The 19,615-nt window shown below is 60.9% G+C and carries 21 protein-coding genes; 15 read left to right on the top strand and 6 right to left on the bottom strand.

What is annotated here, in order from left to right; translation table 11 throughout:
* Positions 1-15: 15 nt before the first annotated feature.
* From FJ942_RS23710 to FJ942_RS23695, 4 genes are all read left to right on the top strand, one after another.
* Positions 16-762: an ABC transporter permease gene (locus FJ942_RS23710; protein WP_224519073.1), complete on the top strand. Its 747-nt coding sequence runs from the start codon at positions 16-18 to the stop codon at positions 760-762.
* Positions 731-1,471, top strand: a complete 741-nt coding sequence (locus FJ942_RS23705; RefSeq protein ID WP_140560505.1) for an ATP-binding cassette domain-containing protein — start codon at positions 731-733, stop codon at positions 1,469-1,471. Before FJ942_RS23710 ends, FJ942_RS23705 begins: the two co-directional genes overlap by 32 nt.
* A gap of 34 nt (positions 1,472-1,505) precedes the next feature.
* On the top strand, positions 1,506-2,477 hold the full coding sequence (locus FJ942_RS23700; protein ID WP_140899112.1) for a quinoprotein relay system zinc metallohydrolase 2: 972 nt from the start codon (positions 1,506-1,508) through the stop codon (positions 2,475-2,477).
* Between the two features lie 171 nt (positions 2,478-2,648).
* Positions 2,649-3,458 (top strand): quinoprotein dehydrogenase-associated SoxYZ-like carrier, encoded by an 810-nt coding sequence (locus tag FJ942_RS23695; RefSeq protein ID WP_246679885.1) that lies wholly within the window; start codon positions 2,649-2,651, stop codon positions 3,456-3,458.
* Between the two features lie 53 nt (positions 3,459-3,511).
* Here FJ942_RS23695 and FJ942_RS23690 read toward each other — a convergent pair whose 3' ends face one another.
* A complete protein-coding gene (locus FJ942_RS23690; RefSeq protein WP_140498241.1) occupies positions 3,512-3,865 on the bottom strand; it encodes a hypothetical protein in 354 nt (117 codons plus the stop codon).
* Between the two features lie 686 nt (positions 3,866-4,551).
* Between FJ942_RS23690 and FJ942_RS23685 the strand changes: the two genes are divergently transcribed.
* From FJ942_RS23685 to pqqE, 8 genes are all read left to right on the top strand, one after another.
* Complete coding sequence (locus tag FJ942_RS23685) at positions 4,552-6,453, top strand: methanol/ethanol family PQQ-dependent dehydrogenase (RefSeq protein ID WP_140498243.1); 1,902 nt, start codon at positions 4,552-4,554, stop codon at positions 6,451-6,453.
* Positions 6,454-6,629: 176 nt separating this feature from the next.
* A complete protein-coding gene (locus FJ942_RS23680) occupies positions 6,630-7,154 on the top strand; it encodes a c-type cytochrome, methanol metabolism-related (protein WP_140515133.1) in 525 nt (174 codons plus the stop codon).
* On the top strand, positions 7,126-8,019 hold the full coding sequence (locus FJ942_RS23675; protein ID WP_140899110.1) for a substrate-binding domain-containing protein: 894 nt from the start codon (positions 7,126-7,128) through the stop codon (positions 8,017-8,019). Before FJ942_RS23680 ends, FJ942_RS23675 begins: the two co-directional genes overlap by 29 nt.
* Entirely contained in the window at positions 8,016-8,576 is a 561-nt protein-coding gene (locus tag FJ942_RS23670) for a PQQ-dependent catabolism-associated CXXCW motif protein (protein ID WP_140899108.1), read from the top strand. Before FJ942_RS23675 ends, FJ942_RS23670 begins: the two co-directional genes overlap by 4 nt.
* 413 nt (positions 8,577-8,989) lie before the next feature.
* Positions 8,990-9,928, top strand: coding sequence for a pyrroloquinoline quinone biosynthesis protein PqqB (gene pqqB, locus FJ942_RS23660; protein ID WP_140899105.1), 939 nt, complete (start codon positions 8,990-8,992; stop codon positions 9,926-9,928).
* A complete protein-coding gene (gene pqqC / locus FJ942_RS23655) occupies positions 9,925-10,683 on the top strand; it encodes a pyrroloquinoline-quinone synthase PqqC (protein WP_140498254.1) in 759 nt (252 codons plus the stop codon). The genes pqqB and pqqC overlap by 4 nt, the downstream gene beginning before the upstream one ends.
* Entirely contained in the window at positions 10,680-10,976 is a 297-nt protein-coding gene (gene pqqD / locus FJ942_RS23650) for a pyrroloquinoline quinone biosynthesis peptide chaperone PqqD (protein WP_140665675.1), read from the top strand. The genes pqqC and pqqD overlap by 4 nt, the downstream gene beginning before the upstream one ends.
* Positions 10,973-12,094 (top strand): pyrroloquinoline quinone biosynthesis protein PqqE, encoded by a 1,122-nt coding sequence (gene pqqE / locus FJ942_RS23645; RefSeq protein ID WP_140557402.1) that lies wholly within the window; start codon positions 10,973-10,975, stop codon positions 12,092-12,094. The genes pqqD and pqqE overlap by 4 nt, the downstream gene beginning before the upstream one ends.
* 9 nt (positions 12,095-12,103) lie before the next feature.
* Here pqqE and folP read toward each other — a convergent pair whose 3' ends face one another.
* On the bottom strand, positions 12,104-12,880 hold the full coding sequence (gene folP / locus FJ942_RS23640; RefSeq protein WP_246679884.1) for a dihydropteroate synthase: 777 nt from the start codon (positions 12,878-12,880) through the stop codon (positions 12,104-12,106).
* 556 nt (positions 12,881-13,436) lie between these two features.
* Here folP and FJ942_RS23635 point away from each other — a divergent pair.
* Complete coding sequence (locus FJ942_RS23635) at positions 13,437-14,276, top strand: hypothetical protein (RefSeq protein ID WP_140515124.1); 840 nt, start codon at positions 13,437-13,439, stop codon at positions 14,274-14,276.
* A gap of 109 nt (positions 14,277-14,385) precedes the next feature.
* On the opposite strand, the gene FJ942_RS23630 is transcribed toward FJ942_RS23635, so the two are convergent.
* Positions 14,386-14,955, bottom strand: coding sequence for a GNAT family N-acetyltransferase (locus FJ942_RS23630; protein WP_140560466.1), 570 nt, complete (start codon positions 14,953-14,955; stop codon positions 14,386-14,388).
* Between the two features lie 99 nt (positions 14,956-15,054).
* Positions 15,055-15,966, bottom strand: a complete 912-nt coding sequence (locus FJ942_RS23625; RefSeq protein ID WP_140557395.1) for a LysR family transcriptional regulator — start codon at positions 15,964-15,966, stop codon at positions 15,055-15,057.
* A gap of 277 nt (positions 15,967-16,243) precedes the next feature.
* Between FJ942_RS23625 and FJ942_RS23620 the strand changes: the two genes are divergently transcribed.
* Both FJ942_RS23620 and FJ942_RS23615 read left to right on the top strand, forming a co-directional pair.
* Positions 16,244-16,978 carry an SDR family oxidoreductase gene (locus tag FJ942_RS23620; protein ID WP_140899100.1) on the top strand — a complete coding sequence of 245 codons (735 nt, stop codon included), beginning with the start codon at positions 16,244-16,246 and terminating at the stop codon, positions 16,976-16,978.
* Positions 16,979-17,065: 87 nt separating this feature from the next.
* Positions 17,066-17,668 carry an NAD(P)-binding domain-containing protein gene (locus FJ942_RS23615; protein ID WP_140899098.1) on the top strand — a complete coding sequence of 201 codons (603 nt, stop codon included), beginning with the start codon at positions 17,066-17,068 and terminating at the stop codon, positions 17,666-17,668.
* A gap of 294 nt (positions 17,669-17,962) precedes the next feature.
* On the opposite strand, the gene FJ942_RS23610 is transcribed toward FJ942_RS23615, so the two are convergent.
* Together FJ942_RS23610 and FJ942_RS23605 are read right to left on the bottom strand one after the other, a co-directional pair.
* Positions 17,963-18,853 (bottom strand): LysR substrate-binding domain-containing protein, encoded by an 891-nt coding sequence (locus FJ942_RS23610; RefSeq protein WP_140899096.1) that lies wholly within the window; start codon positions 18,851-18,853, stop codon positions 17,963-17,965.
* Positions 18,840-19,556 carry an alpha/beta hydrolase gene (locus FJ942_RS23605; RefSeq protein WP_210243348.1) on the bottom strand — a complete coding sequence of 239 codons (717 nt, stop codon included), beginning with the start codon at positions 19,554-19,556 and terminating at the stop codon, positions 18,840-18,842. The genes FJ942_RS23610 and FJ942_RS23605 overlap by 14 nt, the downstream gene beginning before the upstream one ends.
* Positions 19,557-19,615 lie beyond the last annotated feature (59 nt).

Raw genomic sequence — 19,615 nt, 5'->3', positions numbered from 1 at the left:
TTGGCGACAACGCTGATGCCCGCGCTGACCGTGGCGGTTTCCTTGCTCGGGCTTTGCCTGCTGTGGAGCCTTGCGGCGAGTGTCTGGCGGAGCCGTGCCCTCCCGGGGCCGGGACAGGTCTGGCAGGTGCTCCTCAGGGAGGCTGCGAGCGGCGACCTCTTCTATCATCTCGGCGCGACCCTCGGCCGGGTCGCCGCGGCCTATATCGTCGCGATGATCATAGGATCGGTCATCGGCGTTCTGCTCGGCAGCTATCGTCGCGCCGACCGCTTTTTTAACCCATGGGTAATTCTATTCCTCAACATCCCGGCGCTGGTCGTCATCGTCCTCGGCTATATCTGGTTCGGACTTAACGAGGCCGCGGCGATCGGCGCGGTGGCGGTGAACAAAATCCCGAATGTCGTAGTGACGATGCGTGAGGGCGCCAGGGCGCTTGATCCGAGCTACGCCGAAATGGCCACTGTCTATCGCTTCGGTCCTCTCGATCGCATCCGCCACATCCTGCTGCCGCAATTGCAACCCTATCTTGCCGCCGCGTCACGATCCGGCATCGCCCTCATCTGGAAGATCGTCCTGGTCGTCGAACTGCTCGGCCGGTCGAACGGCGTCGGCTTCCAGATCCATCTCTATTTCCAGCTCTTCGACGTCGCCGCCATTCTTGCCTACACACTGGCTTTCGTGGCGGTGATGCTCGTCATCGAACTTCTTTTGGTGCAACCCGTTGAACGACATGCAACCCGTTGGCGCCGTCGTCCCGCTTAGGGTCGATATCGCTGAAAAGACTTTCAGGTCCGCGCAAGGCGTCTCGATCACGGCGCTTCAGGACCTTTCCTTCGAGGTCCGGCAAGGCGAATTCGCCTGCTTGCTGGGACCGTCGGGCTGCGGCAAGACCACGACACTGCGTATCCTGCTTGGATTGGACAAGGATTTTTCCGGATCCTTCCAGTTGCCGCAGGGAGGCTCCAACCGCATTGCGGCCGTGTTCCAGGAGCCGATCTTGCTGCCGTGGCGAACGGTGGAGCAAAATGTCAGGCTGGCCTTGCCGAAAAGCTTGAGAACGAAGAATCTTGACGGGCTCTTTGAAACTCTCGGCCTCGCCGGCATGCGTTTTCTCTATCCTGCGGAACTGTCGCTCGGCCTTGCGCGCAGGGCAGCACTTGCCAGGGCCTTCGCTACCGAGCCGGCGATGCTTGTCCTGGACGAACCGTTTGTCTCGCTCGACCACCAGACCGCCGAGCGGCTTCGTCACCTGCTTCTGTCGGTGTGGTCGGCACGGCCTACGACCGCCTTAATGATAACGCACGATCTGCGCGAGGCGCTGATGCTGTCGGATCGCATCATCGTGCTCGCGCCGCGACCAGCACATGTGCTGGGCGTGTTCGACGTGCGGTTGCCTCGGCAACATCGCAATTCACAGGTGATGAGCGACCTTCTGCGGTCGTTCCGGCAAAGGTTCCCGGGCGTCACCTGAACGCCCTGATGGCGAATGCATATCGGAGGACCCCATGTCGATTGATCGGCTACGACGCAGGGTTGTGAGTGGGTTTGCCTGCACCGCTGTCAGCGCCGCCTTGCTGCCCTGCTGCCTCGGACGAGCCGCCCTAGCCGCGGCAGGTGGCCTGCGGTTCTCGGTCCGCCAAATCGCCGATGGCGTCTTCGCCTTTCAGGGCGTGGATGAATTGATGACCGCCACCAACGACGGTGCCATCTGCAATCTGGGCGTCGTCGTCGGCACCGACGCGGTTGCCGTCATCGACAGTGGCGGCAGCCTGACCGAGGCGCACGCCTTGCTCGCCGCGATCGGAAAGATAACCGCAAAACCGGTTCGCTTCCTGATCAACACCCACATGCATCCCGACCACATTTTCGGCAATGCGGCATTCCGGGAGATCGGCGCGACCATTGTTGGCCATCGCAATCTGCCGCGTGCCCTCGAGGCGCGTGGCGCGTTCTATCTGCACAATTATCGCGAACAGGTCGGCGAAGCGCTTATGAACGGAGTCGAGATCGTTTCGCCGGCGATGCTGGTCGACGATCGCCTGGAACTCGATCTCGGCGGGCGCATGCTCGAACTGCGGGCATGGAAGGCTGCGCACACCGACAACGACCTGACCGTCTTCGACCCCGAGACCAGCACTCTCTTTGCCGGCGATCTCGTGTTCATGGGCTCCTTGCCGACGCTCGACGGATCGCTGCTTGGCTGGCTCCGCCAGATGGATGCGCTCGCCGCGATCAGCGCCGCGCGCGTCGTTCCGGGTCATGGTCCGGTACCGGCCGACTGGCCGCAGGCGTTGGCAGGAGAACGGCGCTATTTCGAGATTCTGGCGCGCGATATCCGCAAGGCGATCGCCGACGGGACGCCGCTCCGAGAGGCCGTCAAAACCGCCGCCGGAAGCGAACGGGGCAAATGGCACCTGTTCGACGACTACAATGAGCGCAACGCAACGGCTGCTTTTGCTGAACTCGAATGGGAATAGACCACACCGACATGCGCCAGAGATCATGAAGTGGGGCGATTTGCCAACGCGTCGTCAAAGGCATATTCTAAACGCCAGCCTGGGCACCATCTCTGTTGCATTGGTGGAGGCATCGAAATGCAAAATCACGCTTACGCGAGCAGGCAGTTCGCCTTGTCGCTTGCATCATTCTTGGCCGCAATCATCTTGACCATCGGTACGCTGTTCGGCGTCTCCTCAGCCGCCAACGCACAGCAAACAACGGCTTCTTCGGAGAAGATCTGGGAAGACTTGAAAGGCGACGTGTTCGGCGACCGAGCTATTCTGGTCGATACCGGCGTGGTCAGGATCGAAGCGCCAAAGCGGGCGCAAGATGCCGCCATCGTGCCTGTCGACATCTATGTCGACCCAGCCAAGGCGCCGGACGGCATCAAATCCGTGACCTTGATCATCGACGCCAATCCTGCGCCGGTGGCGGCAACGTTCCAGATCGGCAAGGACGCCGGGGTGACACATCTGTCGACACGCGTGCGCGTCAACGATTATTCCTATTTGCGTGCCATAGCGGAGACTCAAGGCGGCCAACTCCACATGGCTCAGACCTTCGTCAAGGCGTCAGGCGGCTGCTCCGCCCCTGCGGTCAAGAACCAGGACGAGGCCATGGCGACGATGGGGCAGATGAAGCTGCGCCAGTTCCCACCCCAAGAGACGATGAGCAAGGCAGAGGAGTTGCAGTTGATGATCCGCCACCCGAACAATTCGGGCCTGCAGCGGGATCCGTTGACCCAGTATTTCATTCCCGCGCATTTTGTTCAGAAGCTGTCGATCTCGCAGGCCGGCCGGCCGATCCTCTCGATGGAAGGTGGAATATCGATTTCGGAAGACCCCAATTTCCGATTCGATTTCACGGCGCACGGCAATGGTGAAATCCAGGTCGAAGCGATCGACACGGATGGCAAGGTATTCCGCAATCAATGGCCGCTGGAGAAAACGGGGCTCTGAAGTCTCGAAATACGGTATGCCCGCACTGCCACCGCGATGGGCACGCTTGATCTTTAGAAGCAACGCACGTCGGCTTCAGACTGCGCACGCTTCAGCTCTGTACGGGCTGCCTTCGCCGGTGCGCTTTCGCGAAACAGCCCCGCGTTTTCCCCCGTCGTCAAAGACATGCTCTTGAAGGTCTCAGCCGTCTCATAGTGGTCGTAGGGAAGGATCGAGGCGATGACGTCGATCGAGCAGGAACAGCTTTCCAGCGCCTGACGCGTCTGGCCGTTCGTTCGCATGCAGCCGAGCACGTAGTCGACAACCGTTACTGTGGGATAGTCTCCCGCAGCACCCGCCGGGTTTGCGATGGCCAGTGTCGCCGTGAAGAGCAGCGGCAAGGTCGAAAATCCAACATATCTGATCATGAGAAACCTCCGGTTGGTCCGGGTTCGATGCGCCCGGACGAGATCGGCGTGCCAGTTGGCAACGCGCCGTAAAGCCAGTCAAGCACCCATGGGTTCCGTATACGACCAAAGGAGGAAAGGGCTGTCCACGAGCGATAGCTATGGATGATGACTTGATCACCGGCTCCGCGCCCAGGCTCCCGCGACCGCTTCGTATCTCGCTCAATATCGGAGAACGACGAGACTTTTTACATGCCATCCAAGATGGGCAGCGATAAACATTAGCAAATAACCTCGGTGTATATTAAAATCAAAAGACCGACAGTAAGACTATTTTAGTACGGTTCTCGGTCACCGCGGGAGCGTAAAACACTTCATATTAATCTTGTAGTTCTGTTCATTTCTGTATATTGCAGTGCACCATTTAGAATATTGCGGTGCAACAATGCACTAGGCCTTTTTTGCTTGCCTAGCCTTTTGGGATGACATAGCCTTTCCCTGTTTCCGGCTTCAAGGGCGTCACCGTCATTAGGGAGCGGCGACAGTCTTTCGTAGGCCAAAGTGAGGTGGGCAGTAACGGTGCCCTCTGCACATCTGGCTTAGGTCGTGACACGCTGCCGGAAATATTTCCCCCCCGTGAATCGCTTGGGCGAGCCCTTGTGGGCCTGACAGTCGATTCATCACTGTGAACCCCGGGAGGAATTCGGATGCGTGTACTTACGAAAGCTACGTATATTCTAACCACTGCGGCGTTTCTGTCGCTCGGCGCGGCCTATACGGCGTCGGCCAACGAGGATCTTGCAAAGCTCGCTTCGGATGCGAAGAACTGGGCGATGCAGACGGGTGACTACGCCAACACCCGCTATTCCAAACTCAACCAGATTACTGCGGATAATGTGAAGAACCTGCAGGTCAAATGGACCTTTTCCACCGGCGTGCTGCGCGGGCATGAGGGTGGACCGCTGATCATCGGCGATGTGATGTATGTCCATACGCCCTTCCCAAACAATGTCTTTGCGCTCGACCTCAAGAATGACGGGAAGATCCTCTGGAAATACGAGCCCAAGCAGGATCCGAATGTCATTCCGATCATGTGTTGCGATACGGTCAATCGCGGTGTTGCCTATGGTGACGGCAAGATCATTCTCAATCAGGCCGACACCACGGTCGTCGCCCTCGATGCAAAGACCGGCAAGGTCGTCTGGTCGGTCAAGAATGGCGACATGACCGACGGCGGCAAAGGCGAATCCGGCACGGCTGCCCCCGTCGTGGTCAAGGATAAGGTACTCATCGGCGTGTCCGGCGCCGAGTTCGGCGTTCGCGGCTGGCTGGCCGCCTACAATCTGAAAGACGGCAAACTTGCCTGGAAAGCCTATTCGGAAGGTCCCGACGCCGACACCCTGATCGATCCCGAGAAAACCACCCAGCTGGGCAAGCCGGTAGGCAAGGATTCCGGCACCAACACCTGGGAAGGCGAGCAATGGAAGACAGGCGGCGGCACGACATGGGGATGGTATTCCTATGATCCCAAGCTGAACCTGGTCTACTACGGCACCGGCAATCCCTCGACATGGAACCCGGTCCAACGGCCTGGCGACAACCGCTGGTCAATGACGATCATGGCCCGCGATGCCGATACCGGTGTTGCCAAATGGCTCTACCAGATGACCCCGCATGACGAATGGGACTATGACGGCATCAACGAGATGATCCTCGTCGACGGCATGGAGGTCAATGGCGCCAAACACGACGTGCTGGTGCATTTCGATCGTAATGGTTTCGCCTACACCATGGATCGCGCCACCGGCGAGCTTCTCGTCGCCAAGAAATACGATCCAGCGGTGAACTGGGCGACGGAAGTCGTCATGGACCCAAAGAGCGAACAGTATGGTCGCCCGCAGGTCGTGGCGAAATATTCGACCCAGCAGAACGGCGAAGACACCAACTCGACGGGTATTTGCCCGGCGGCGCTTGGAACGAAGGATCAACAGCCAGCTGCCTATTCGCCGAAAACCGGCCTGTTCTATGTTCCGACCAACCATGTCTGCATGGACTATGAGCCGTACAAGGTAAGCTACACCGCCGGTCAGCCTTATGTTGGCGCCACAGTGTCGATGTACCCGGCACCTGGCGGCGACGGCAGCATGGGCAACTTCATTGCCTGGGATGCGGCCAAGGGCGAGATCGTCTGGTCGAAGCCTGAGAAGTTCTCCGTGTGGTCGGGCGCGTTGGCGACAGATGGCGACGTCGTCTTCTACGGCACGCTCGAAGGCTACATCAAGGCGGTCGATAAGGACGGCAAGGAACTTTACAAGTTCAAGACCCCGTCCGGCATCATCGGCAACATCACCACGTACGAGCATGACGGCAAGCAGTACATCGCCGTTCTGTCCGGCGTCGGTGGGTGGGCAGGTATCGGTCTGGCAGGCGGTCTGCTTTCGCCTGACAACGCTGCTGCCTGGCATGGCGCCGTCGATCAGGGCCGTGCGCAAGGCGATCAGTCCGCGGTCGTTGGTACCGCTGGTCTGGGTGCCGTCGGCGGCTACGCGGCACTTGCCGACTATACGACGCTGGGCGGTCAGCTCACCGTCTTCGGTCTCCCGGACTGACGGGCGGGGAACCTTAAGCGCGCCTCAGGTCTTGTTGGACCGGAGGTTTGAAAAACGAGAGCCCGGATCATCCGAAACCATGGCCGGGCTCTCGATGCGGTTGCACCCCCGACACACCGATCAATGCCGGCCACGGCAGCAAAACCGTGTCCACGGCAAATGAAGGAAGCGTTTGAATGTCCGTTCGCATTGTAATTTCGGCTTTCGTCCTGGCTCTGCTGCCTCTGGCAAGCTCAGGCGTGGCGTGGGCCGAGGACAGCATGGAAAAAGCCAAGGCGGTGAAGCAAGAAGGCGGCAAGTATTTGGATGCGGATGGAAATCCGACCTACAAGATCGAGAACGGAACCGTCGACTGGTACACGTTCAGCGGCTACCGCCGGTATCACTCCGATTGCCATGTCTGTCACGGACAGGATGCGACAGGTTCGAGCTACGCGCCGGCCCTGGTCAACAGCTTGAAAACCATGGACTACGCCACGTTCCTCTCGATCGTCGCCGAGGGCCGCAAGAATGTCGGCGGCGGCAAGGAAAACGTCATGCCTGCCTTTGGCGACAACAAGAACGTCTATTGCTACCTGGACGATCTCTATGTCTACCTGCGCGCGCGCGCCGATGGTGCGGCGCCACGCGGCAGGCCGCCCAAGCACGAAGACAAGCCGCAGGCGGCGAAGGATGCCGAAGCATCCTGCATGGGCGGATGACATGAACGGCTGCGGTGCATTGAAGCTGCGCGTCGTTCTGCCGATTCTAGGCGCGCTGGCCTTGTTGCCATCGAACGCGCAGGCGCAAGGCGCCGGCCTCGGCGCGGCGGGAGAACTGGTCGATCCCGACATTCTGCGCGTCTGCGCCGATCCTTCGAATATGCCCTTCACCGACAAGAGCGGCGAAGGCTTCGAAAACAAACTTGCCGAACTGGTAGCCGCGAAAACCGGACGGAAGTCCGTCGCCTATACCTGGTTTCCACTTGTCACCGGCTTCGTTCGCAACACGCTGGGGGCCAACCGATGCGACATCATCATGGGCTATGCCCAAGGCGATGAACTGGTGCAGAACACCAACGCCTATTATCGCTCCACCTATGTGCTGGTCTACCCGAAAGGCAACGATATGGAGGGCGTCGAAACGATCGAGGATCCCAAACTCACGGGCAAGACGATCGGGGTTGTCGAGCGCACGCCGCCAACCGCCAACATGGCCGCCAACAAGCTTCTGCGGACCGCCAAGATCTATCCGCTTGCGGTGGATACGCGTGTCACCCCCTCCATGGGGGAGGTCATGATCAAGGACATGCTGGCCCACAAGATCGACGCGGCGGTCCTGTGGGGACCGATGGCAGGCTACTATGCCAAGAAACTTGGAGCCGATGTGGCGATTGTTCCGCTGGTAAAGGAAAAAACCGGCGCGCGCATGTCCTACCGCATCACCATGGGCGTACGTCCGTCCGACCAGGAATGGAAGCGGACGCTCAACCGGGTGATCAGGGAAAACCAGGCGGAGATCAACAGGCTCCTGCTGAGTTACAACGTGCCGCTGATCGACGAACACGACAAACCGATCACCCAATGAAGGGAAGGGAGACTGTTTTTTTGCTGGTCGCTGCGAGCCTTATGGGTCTGGCCGAACCGACGCGGGCTGGCGAGATCGCCGAACCCAACGGGTACCGGATGGACAACTATCGGGCGCCGGTGCCGCCGACGCTGCAAGGCGCCAGGGTGGTGACGACGGCGGAAGCTGAAGCGCTGTGGCGAGCGAAGAAAGCTGTCTTCTTCGACGTGATGCCGAACACGCCCAAGCCGACCAATTTGCCGGCAGGAACGATATGGAGAGACAAGGTTAGAAAGGACATTCCAGGCAGTACATGGCTGGCCAACGTGGGATACGGCGCTATTTCGCAAGAGACCACCAGCTATTTTCGCCAAGGCCTCGAAGCCAAGGCCGGCACGGACAAATCGCGAGCGATTCTGTTCTATTGCATGACGAATTGCTGGATGTCCTGGAATGCCGCTAAACGGGCGATCGAGTGGGGCTACAGTTCGGTAATCTGGTATCCACTCGGCGCTGATGGGTGGGAAGGTGCAAATCTTCCGCTGGAGGTGAAAAAACCATATGAAACGAACAATTGAAGAAAGGTTATTCAATTATTCCAGGTAGTTTTGCTTTTCGATTTTTCAAAACCTACTTTTTCATTTGTCCATTTTGAGACGTGATGGACGAGCCATTGCTTTGGTGCCCTGCAATGGTTGGCTAACAACAGGGATCGGTCCCTACGGACTGGTATAAGAGGAGAAATGTCATGAAGAAGAACTGGAAAAAACCGACCATGTGCCAGGTTGCTGCGGGCATGGAAATTTCTCGGTATCTGCCTGCCGAAATTACTCCCAAGAGGTAGGCCGCAGAGGTGCGTGTCCCTGGCAACAGGGGCACGCATCCCCGCAAGGGTTTTGGCGAAAGGTTTTGACGCGTGTAGGGCGCGCGCGGCACTTTTCAGGGCTGCAAATTGCCTGCTGGTCAGAGAAGCCGCGGGGCGGGCATTTTCATGCGTTTGAGGATCATCGGATCGGCGGCAGGCGGCGGCTTTCCGCAATGGAATTGCAATTATCGTCTCAGTCGTGCGGCCCGCTCCGGGATGGCTGGCGTGCATTCACGAACCCAATCAAGTGTCATCGCCTCGGCGGATGGGGTCGGCTGGGTCCTTTTCAATGCCTCACCCGACATTCGCCAGCAGATCGCGGCAACGCCAGAGTTGCAACCTGCGGGCGACGCGCCGCTGCGCTCGACCCCTATCCGCGCGGTGGTGCTGACCAATGCCGATGTCGATCATATCGCCGGACTGCTCAGCCTGCGCGAGCGGCAGCCTTTCGCCATCTATGCAACGGCGCAGATTCTGGCGACGCTGGAGGCGAATTCGATTTTCAACGTTCTCGATCCGGCGGTCGTGCCGCGGCGCATCCTGCCGACAGCGAAAGAATTGGTCATCTGCGATGCCGAAGGCAGCGAGACCGGCGTGATGATCGAGAGCTTTCCGGTGCCTGGAAAGATAGCACTCTATCTGGAGGACAAAGACCATCCGGATGCCAATTTCAGCTCCGACGCCGGTGACACGATTGGAGTCCGAATTGCGGGTATTGGCAGCCGCGATTCTGTCTTCTACATCCCAGGCTGCGCGCGCATCGATGCGACGCTGCGCGCGCGTCTTTGCGATGCAGCCTGTCTTCTGTTCGACGGCACTGTCTACACCGACGACGAGATGATCGTCGCCGGCGTCGGTCAGAAAACCGGCACGCGCATGGGGCATCTGGCGATTTCGGGAGACGCGGGTTCGATCGCCAGCCTGGCCGATGTGAGGCTGGGCCGCCGCGTCTTCGTCCATATCAACAACACCAATCCGATCCTTGACGAGAATTCGGCCGAACACGCGGCGGTCAAGGCGGCAGGCTGGGAAGTCGCAGGCGACGGCATGGAGATGGAATTTTGAACGATTTCCGCGATGCGGCCAAAGGCGGCCTGTCCACGAGCGATCTCGAAGCCGTGCTGAGGCAGGTCGGCGCCGAGCGCTACCACAATCATCATCCCTTCCATCACAGGATGACCAGCGGCGCGCTGTCGAAGGCCGAGATGAAGGCCTGGGCGCTGAACCGTTATTGCTACCAGGCTGTCATCCCGCGCAAGGATGCCATGATCCTCGCACATGCCGAGGATCCGGCGTTTCGCGCCGCCTGGCGCAAACGTATCGAAGACCATGATGGCGAGGACGGCTGGAGCGGCGGTATCGCGCGCTGGCTGCATCTGGCAACCTCGCTCGGCCTGGATGCCGAGGCCGTGAAGAGCGAAAGGCTGGCACTGCCGGCGACACGGTTCGCCGTGGGGGCATACCTCTCCTTTTGCACCAACCGAACGCTGTTCGAGGCGGTCGCGTCGTCGCTGACCGAGATGTTCTCACCGCTTATCATCGGCGAGCGCGTACCGGCGATGCTGGCCAAATACGATTATATCACCGAGGATACGCTGGCCTATTTCAAGCAACGGCCCGAACAAGCCTCGCGCGACGCCGACTTCGCCCTCACCTACGTGCTCAGCCATGCCGATACGGCGGAACGCCAGCAGCAGGCAATAGATGCGCTGGTGTTCAAATGCGATATACTCTGGGCCATGCTTGATGCGCTTCAACACGCCTATGGCGAGCCGGGAAACATACCGCCCGGCGCCTTCCGCCCCGAGGCAGCCCCATGATGATGCTGCGCGAAAGAGCCTTGGTGTCGCTGGGATCGATACCCTTCCTGCCGAAGCACGTGCGCATACAGTACGATTCCGTGCGGCAGGCATTCGCCGTGCTGTCACCGGAGAGAATATTCTGGCCGAACGATATCAGCCTCGACATATTGCGGCGCTGCGACGGACGGTCCACGGTCGGCGAAATCATCGCCGGCCTTGCCACGGATTATGAGGCCGAGGAGGAGGCCGTGGCGGCCGACGTCATCGCCTTCCTGCAAGAGTGGTCGGACAAGCTGCTGGTGAAGCTATGAACACGCCCCTCCTCCCTCCTATCGGCATGCTGGCGGAACTGACACATCGCTGCCCGCTGCAATGTCCTTATTGCTCCAACCCGCTCGAATTGCAGAAGGCCAATCGCGAACTCGACACACAGACCTGGCTCAGCCTGTTCTCGGAGGCCGCCGATCTCGGTGTTCTGCAGGTGCATCTGTCAGGCGGTGAGCCGACGCTGCGCCGCGACCTCGAGCAATTGATCGCCGGACTTTCAGCGCGCGGCGTCTATACAAATCTGATTACCGCGGGCGTCGGCATCGCCGAAGGCCGCATCGAAGCATTTGCCGAAGCCGGGCTCGACCATCTGCAATTGAGCTTTCAGGGCGCACGGCCTGAGACCACCGAACGCATCGGCAACCACAAAGGCAGCCACGACAAGAAGCTGGAGACGGCACGCCGCGCGCGAGCTGCCGGCTTGCCTCTCACCATCAACGCGCCGATCCATCGCCATAACATCGAGGAGGTACCGGAGTTCATCGATCTTGCCCTTTCGCTGGACGCGGAGAGGCTCGAGATCGCCAACGTCCAGTACGCTGGCTGGGCTTTGATCAATCGCGATCAGCTGATGCCCGAGCGTGCAGCAGTCGACCGGCAGGCGGAAATCGTCGCGGAAGCACGCGAGCGGCTGGCCGGCATTATCAACATCGATTTCGTGACACCAGACTATTTCGCCATCTACCCCAAACCGTGCATGGGTGGCTGGGCGCGTGACGCGTTCATGGTGGCGCCTGACGGCACCGTGCTGCCGTGCCATGCCGCGCAGACGATCCCGTCGCTCAGCTTCGAGCGTTTCAAACCACACACCCTCTCCTCGATCTGGGCCGATTCGCCGGCGTTCAATGCCTTCCGCGGCACGGACTGGATGCAGGAACCCTGTCGCGGCTGTGAACGACGCGAGATCGACTGGGGCGGTTGCCGCTGCCAGGCGATGGCGATCGCCGGCGATGCCGCCGCAACGGATCCGGCTTGCGCGAAGTCGCCGATCCACGCGCGCATGGCGATGCTGATCGACGAAGCCAAGCGTACCGCGACAGTTCCTTCGGAGGACGAACCATTCACCTACCGGCGTATCGGCGTCGTGACCGAGCCCGCCTGACAGGTTCTTTCATTCCGCCGTATTCTCGCGCTCGCGCACTGCGTCGGCGAAAGCCAGGGCATCGCGATTGATCCCGACATTGTGCACACGAAAAATCGAAGCACCCTTCAACCGCAGGATGACGCTGGTTGCAGCTGTGCCAACGTCCCGCCCTTCGTCGCTTTCGCCGACCAGGTGATGGGCAAGCCTCTTGCGCGAGGTGCCGACGAGCCATGGAAAACCAAGAGCGCGCAGTTCGCCGAAGCGAGCCATGAGTTCAAGGTTCTCCTCTCCGCTCTTGGCGAAAGCGAAGCCTGGGTCCAGCACGATGCAGTCGTCCGGAATGCCGGCGTTGCGCGCGATCTCCAGCGATCTGTTCAGGAACAGGAACTGGTCGGCGATTACATCGGCCAATTTTTTCCGGTCGCGCCCGGTGTGCATGATGACGAGGCCAGCGCCGGCTTCCGCTGCGACGTGCGCAATGTCGGGTTCGCGCTGCAGGCCGTGTACGTCGTTGACGATATGTGCACCCGCCGCGAGCGCGAGACGCGCCGTCTCGGCCCGATAGGTGTCAACCGAAACGATGCAGTCGCCGTCCGACGACAGCGCCTCGATGATCGGGAGGATACGCGATTGTTCCTCAAGCGCCGAAACGCTGCCGGCGCCGGGCCTGGTGGACTCGCCCCCGACATCAATGATCGCCGCGCCCTCGCCGATCATACGCCGTGCCTGTTCGAGTGCCCGCTCCGGCCGATCGAATTCTCCACCGTCGGAAAAACTGTCCGGCGTAACGTTCAAGATCCCCATCAGTAACGATCTCGCACCAAGATCGAGATACCGTCCATGAGCAAGTTGCCAACGGTTCATCGGGCGAGCGCGGCGAGCATCGACGCCACGCCTCCCTGGTGATCGCTCGGACATAGTCTGCCGGGTGCATTCTCGCGAGGGATGCTGAGCTCCATGCCACGCAATACCGCAGTTGGTGTCGTGGTCATCGTCATTGTGGAATTCGCGTCGTATTCGATCTTTCGGTCGCCCAGGCTATCATAACCCCACAGTGCGAGAAGCGAATGTTCGGGCGCCGCAGGGTGTGCGAAAGCCGCCGAGGAAGGAACCACGGAGATGGCAATGGCAATTTCGATTTTCGGCTGGTGTCGTCAGTTCGGGCCAGAGATTAACGGAGCCATCGCTGCATAGGCGTCTGCCTCAATGAGTATGGACGGATTCACTCATGCGCAATATGTATGAGGATTAAGCCTGCCGTGGCGCTCACATTTTGCCCGCATCGCTAAGGCAAGTAATGCTCGTTCAATGACGCTGCTAACGCCGCCCGCCTAAGTGTCGATATCAGGGGATCTGGTCAATGACCGACAACAAGTCAGACGTTACCAAGGATTGGCAAGCGACGCAGGGCCAGAAGTCCTCCGCCACGCGTCTTCGTCTTTTCGCCGCACTCTCGTGGATCGTCGCCATTGGCGGCGAAATCTACGGGATTATGCTGCTTCGCCAGAACAAATTCGATCAGGCACACCTGCCGCTGATCATCGGCCTTCTGGTCGGCATCGCGATTTTCGCAATCGCCGGCAACTTGCTGTGGAAGGCGGCGAACAGGCATGATCCGGCCCGTGCATCCGACACGGCCAGGTTCTTCTTCCAAAACCAGCTCGGCGCAATCATCACGCTGATTGCCTTTCTCCCGCTGGTTTTCCTCATCCTCACCGACAAAAACATGGACCCGCGGACCAAGAAGGTTGCCGGCGGCGTCGGCGCTGCGCTGGCCGTGCTCGCGACGGTCATGGGGATCAGCTTCAAACCCCCGTCGGTCGAACAATACACCCAGGATATGAACGCATGCGCAGCCCAGATCAAGTCGGGGCAGCCCACCACTGCCTGTTCGCCCGACGTCGCCGCTCAGGCGCAGGCGATCGCCACGGACACCGCCGCGGTGGCGGCGGCGACGCGAGACGCGAGCCACCCCGCAGGTCAGGACGTCGTCTACTGGATCGCGCCCGAAAACGGAGCCGCGAAGTCCACCGAGCCGCATGTTTTCCACCTCTGCGCAGGCGTGAGTCCGCTAAAGGACAAGACCGTGAATAGTGGCTCCGTGACGGAAGCCTACGCACAGAACGCCGTCCGCATCACGAAGCAGATCGATATGGAACAGAAGCAGTGCGGGTTCACAGCCACAACCAGCACCAACTGAATTTGGCTGCGCTCGATCGCGTCCAGCCGTTGGTCTTGTCGAGAGAGGCGCGCAAGCGCAGGTCAGTATCGACTCGCCGGAGCAACGCTATTTGCCATGGCTCAGAGCCCTAGCAGTCCGGCATGGCGTTGCTTGCCAACAGTGACGGCCCGATGTCTCGGTCGAGCGTAAAGCGCTCGCAACGCTCGCCGTCGGACTCATCGATGAAGCTCTCGACATGTTTGAATCCAAGCTTCGCAAATATCCGCACCGAGGCAAAATTGCGCGCCGCCGCTTCGCCCGTCACCCGTTCAAGCGCCAGAGTTTCGAAAGCGTAGCGGAGAACTTCGCGCGCCGCCTCGCTGCCCAGTCCGTGCCCCCAATGCGCACGCGCGAGCACAAATCCCAATGCGGCTGCCTTGGCGTCGGTTGCGCCGAAGGACAGGGTTATTGTCCCGATCGCTTCCGAAACTCCTACTTGATCTATGGACCACTGGATCGCCGTACCGTCAGCGAAACGCTGACGCGAACGGGCGAACCATCGCTCGCCCGCGCTTATGTCGTCGGGAACAGGATCGCCGGCAAGAGAGGCGGATTCGACATCCGTCGCGCGCGCAAACCATGCCGGGATATCCCGTTTTCTCGGCGCCCGAAGCACGAGCCTTGGTGTCGTGAGCTTGGGAAATCGGACAGTTTCCATCGAAGCATTTTCCACCTGAGGCGGCGCCAATGATAGCCGGAAAGCGGCAATCATAAGCAGCCGGCAAGCCCCCCGGAAAGCCGTCGGCAAGGCAGGCCGTCAACCCGCCAGGCGTCGGTCGCGCGATATGGACAGTCCCGCGAGAAGCGGAGCGTACGCGGCGAGCCTGCGGGATACGAATTCCGTGAAGAGCCGCACGCGCTTCGTCTTGCGTGTCTCCCCCTGCGTGAGAAGCCAGAGCGTTCCGTACATGTGCAGGTCGGTACCCGGCACCCTCACCAGCAGGGGGTCGGCATCTCCGACGAAGCACGGCAGTGTCGTGATCCCGAGCCCTTGCCGTACCGCAACGATCTGTGCCTCGGCGTCCGTGGTCCTGAATGGAACCTCCGTGGTGCGAACCTCGCCCTCGCGAGCCCAGTCCGGAATTCCATGAATGCTTATGACGATCCACCGGACGGGATCGGGCGCGCCCGCATGCCAGGCGGCGAGTCGATCGCGGGACATATAGACGCCGCCGAACAACTCTGGCCCCTTCAGGCCGTGAAGATTGAGCGGCAGGGTTTTGCGGTCATAGACGACGCGGATCGCCACGTCGGCCTCTCGGTTGGTCAGATTTGCCAGCTCCCCGGACGACAAGACGTCCATCTCGATGTCCGGATGCAGACGCGCGAACTCGGCGAAATCAGGCATGAGCAGGTGTGTCGCAAGGGTCGGAGCCAATGTCACCCGCAGAAGCCCGCGCACGCTCTGGTCGCGCCCGAAGACGCGTGTCTCCAACTGGTGCGACGACGCTTCCATCTGGTTCGCGAGCTCGAGCACCTCCTCGCCCGCAGCCGTCAGGCGGTAGCCCGAAGGCAGCTTTTCGAACATCTGCGCCCCAAGGCGTTCCTCGAGCTGTCCAACGCGTCGCAGCACGGTCGAGTGGTTCACACCGAGGCGCTCGCCGGCGGCCCGCACCGAGCCTCCGCGCGCCACGGCCAGAAAATAGCGAACATCATCCCAGTCGATCATGGCGCGATCCCGCACCGCGCGGTGCGCTTTCCAAAGCCCGTATCCAACGCAGTCGTACAGCAGTGTGGGCAGTTATCATAGCTTATGTCGACGAGCGCGGCCCAATTCCGAACGACGGACACCAATTCGTCGCGGCTGGCGGCAGTCGTCCGACCGGATCGATTTTGCACCACCGATGTGCGCACTTCCGCACTCAAAGCCTGACCCCTGCAGACTTATTTCCAGGCTCTCGGGGTTCTTCCCGAACGATCAAAGGCAGAGCCTGGAAGGAAAAGTCATGGGAAAGCTAAACGGGAAGGTTGCAGTCATCACCGGCGGCGCTACCGGCATCGGCCGCGCCGCGGCAAAGCGCTTCATCGAGGAGGGCGCCTTCGTCTTCATCTTCGGCCGCCGGCAGGAAACGCTCGACGCGGCTCTGGCCGAGCTCGGGCCCAATGCCCGCGCGGTGACGGGCTCGGTCTCGGATGAGGCCGACCTCGACCGACTCTACGCGACGGTGAAGGCCGAGCGCAGAACCCTCGACATTGTCTTCGCCAATGCCGGGGCGGGAAGCCAGCTTGCGCTCGGCGAGATCACCGCCGAGCACATCGACGAAACCTTCGACACCAATGTGAAGGGTACGATCTTCACTGTCCAGAAGGCGCTGCCGCTGATGGGCCAAGGCGGTTCGATAATCCTGACCGGATCGAGCGCCGGCACCACGGGCGCCCCGGCAATGAGCGCCTACAGCGCGAGCAAGGCGGCAGTGCGCAACCTCGCGCGGACCTGGGCGGAGGACCTGAAGGGCACCGGCATCCGGGTCAACGTGCTGTCGCCCGGGGCGACCGCGACCGAACTCGCGAAAGAAGCGCTGGGCGAGGAGGGCCAGAAGGTCTTCGCCGCGATGACACCGCTCCAGCGAATGGCTGATCCGGCGGAGATCGGGGCCGTCGCCGCCTTTCTCGCGTCGTCGGACAGCAGCTTCATGACCGCCAGCGAGGTCGCCGTCGACGGCGGCCTTGCGCAACTCTGAGGCGCCACGCCCGGCCGGCCACTTCCCTCAATTAACCAGCGCCGTTGAGGGCCGGGAATCGACATCAACACGGATCGGAGAAGTACTATGAGCTATGCAATTGTAGGATTCGGCAAGATAGGCCAGGCCCTCGCCCAGGCCTTCGCCCGTAAGAAAATCAAGGTGGCCGTCGCGAGCCGCCGGCCGCCCGAGGCATTGGCGCCGCAGGCTCGGGCGATTGGACCCACGGTCATCGCCAAGTCGCTGCGGGATGCGCTCGAGGCCGACACAATCATCTTGGCGGTCCCGTTCTGGGAGCATCGCGAGGTCGCGAAGGCCCTGCCAAACTGGGAAGGCAAGACGGTCATCGACGCGATGAACACTTTTGGAGTTCTCCCCGAAGAGCTGGACGGTCTCCCGTCCTCGGCCTTCGTCGCGAAGGCGTTCACCGGCGCCAAGCTCGTCAAAGGGTTCAATCACCTGGCTGCGGCCACCCTGGCTGCCGATCCGATCGTCGAGGGCGGCCACCGCGTGGTTTTCCTGTCGAGCGACGACGAGGACACGACCGCTCCCGTGGCGGCCTTGGCCAAACAACTCGGGTTCGCACCCGTCAAGCTGGGAAAGCTCGACGAGGGTGGCGCGCTGGTGCACGCACGCGGCCGCACTTGGGGCCATCTCATCTTCCAGGATTTGTTCAAGAAGGAGCAGTAATCGATCTACGACCGCGTGATCGACGCCGAGAACTGGTCGCGCGCTAACTTCTTCGAGCAGCGCGCGACCGAATATTTGAAGACCACAAGGTCGCGAAGGCTGGCGTGGGATTGACGGCGTATGGGCGCCGTTCGAAGAGCGGGGAGCGGCCAAGCGTGCGCCATGCGGCGGCCGCAATTGGTCGTAGAGCTTTGGGCTGCGGACTGACCGATTGCGCCGGCAGCAATGCCATGCGGCGGCGCGAAAAGGCACTTGGTTGCTGGGCAACGCCCTAAAAGGGCGGAAGTACCGCGGTCAGTCTAATGATCCCTGACCAGTTGCATGAAAGCCTCTATCGGACGTAGCGTTTGGCGAACCTTCAGACACGCCGCGAAGGATTGCGTGAACGGCTTGTGATCCGAGATCGAAAGCGCCGTCAAACGATCGTCCGGGAAGGTACTCGGTCCTGGAAACAATGCCGGCGCCAAGGCCGGCGGCGACAGCTTCACGAACGCCGTCGCGTGGAATTTCCATCACCACATTGGGCCGCACGCGATTCCTATCGAGTACCTCTTCCAGTGCGCGCCGTGTCATCGAGCCCGGTTCGCGGAAGATCAGGCGCTGCCCGTCCAGTTCCTCCAACTCGATCTGCTGGCGCCCGCCCCAGGGGTGGTCGCGATGCACGAAGATGATCACTTCATGGCTGCCGAGTTGGACAAGATCGAGACGCGGATCATCATAGTCGCGGCCGATGATGGCGACGTCGACCTCGTAGTTCAGCAATTTGTTATAGATGACATCGGAATTACCGCTCTCGAGGAAGACCTGCATCAGCGGGTATTTCGCGTGGAAGGCACTGAGCAGTTCCATGACAAAGAACGGGCCAACGGTGCCGACGCGCAGCTTGCCCGATATCTGGTTGCCCTCGGCCTGCAGAATGCCGACCGCCTGCTCCTCCAGCGAGAAGATCTGGCGGGCAACGATAAGCAGCGCTTCGCCTGCGTCGGTGAGCTTGAGGCCGCGCGGCGAACGCAGGAAAAGCTGAACGTCGTATGTTTCCTCCAGCGCCTTCACTTGCGTCGTCACCGTCGGCTGACCGACACACAGCAGATCGGCCGCCTTGGTGAAACTCAGTTCGCGTCCCACCGCATAAAATGAACGCAGCTGGCTGAAATTGACGAAATGCAGCTTGTTAGAGCCACTCAACCCGTTTCTCCTCCCTGCGGAACGCTTGCGCCAACCGCATGATCCCTTCGGCTATTTCCGACCGCTCCTCCAGCAGATCGCATAGGACCGTGTAGTGGTTTTTGTCCCGCAGCGAAACCAGTTCGGCATGCTGGCCGGCTGCACGCCAATGTTCGACGAACTGTCGCGACTGCCGCGCAAAGTCCGATGTTTCGGCGGCCCCGACAAAGGCCGTCAACGGGCAAGCCATCGGCCGGCGGCGTATCGGGCTGAGTTTTGCGGCTCGCTCCTGATCCAGCTCCAGAGCCGCATTGAGCGACGTTTCCACCAGAGGCTCGAGATCGAAGATGCCGCTGATCGGCGCACAGGCCGCGAGCGCCACATTCGCGGCGAGGCTCGTCATTGCCAGCATCGCGGCGAGATGCCCTCCCGCCGAATGGCCAGTCGCGATCCAGAACGGCGGCGGCGGCCGGAGCGCTTCCAGGACCATTGGCAGGCAGCCGCGGACGCTTTCGACGATCTCCGCGACGCCGGCAGCCGGCGCAAGCGGGTAGTTGAGCAGCGCCACCGAGAAACCACGCGGCACGAGCGCCGCCGCGACGAACGAATAGCGATCCTTGTCGAGGCTCTGCCAATAGCCGCCGTGAACAAAGACGACCAGCGGCGCGCCGTCACTTCCTGGAAACAAGTCGAAGATCTGGCGAGGATGCGCGCCATAGGGCACGTCGCGGCGGCATGGAAAGGAAGCGCGCGCTGCGGCGCTCGCCTCGTCGAACCGGCGAT

It is taken from the genome of Mesorhizobium sp. B2-4-2, from assembly GCF_006442845.1.
Classification (GTDB): domain Bacteria; phylum Pseudomonadota; class Alphaproteobacteria; order Rhizobiales; family Rhizobiaceae; genus Mesorhizobium.
The sequence above is the reverse complement of the archived record's forward strand: the minus strand, read 5'-3'. Positions and strand labels throughout refer to the sequence as shown.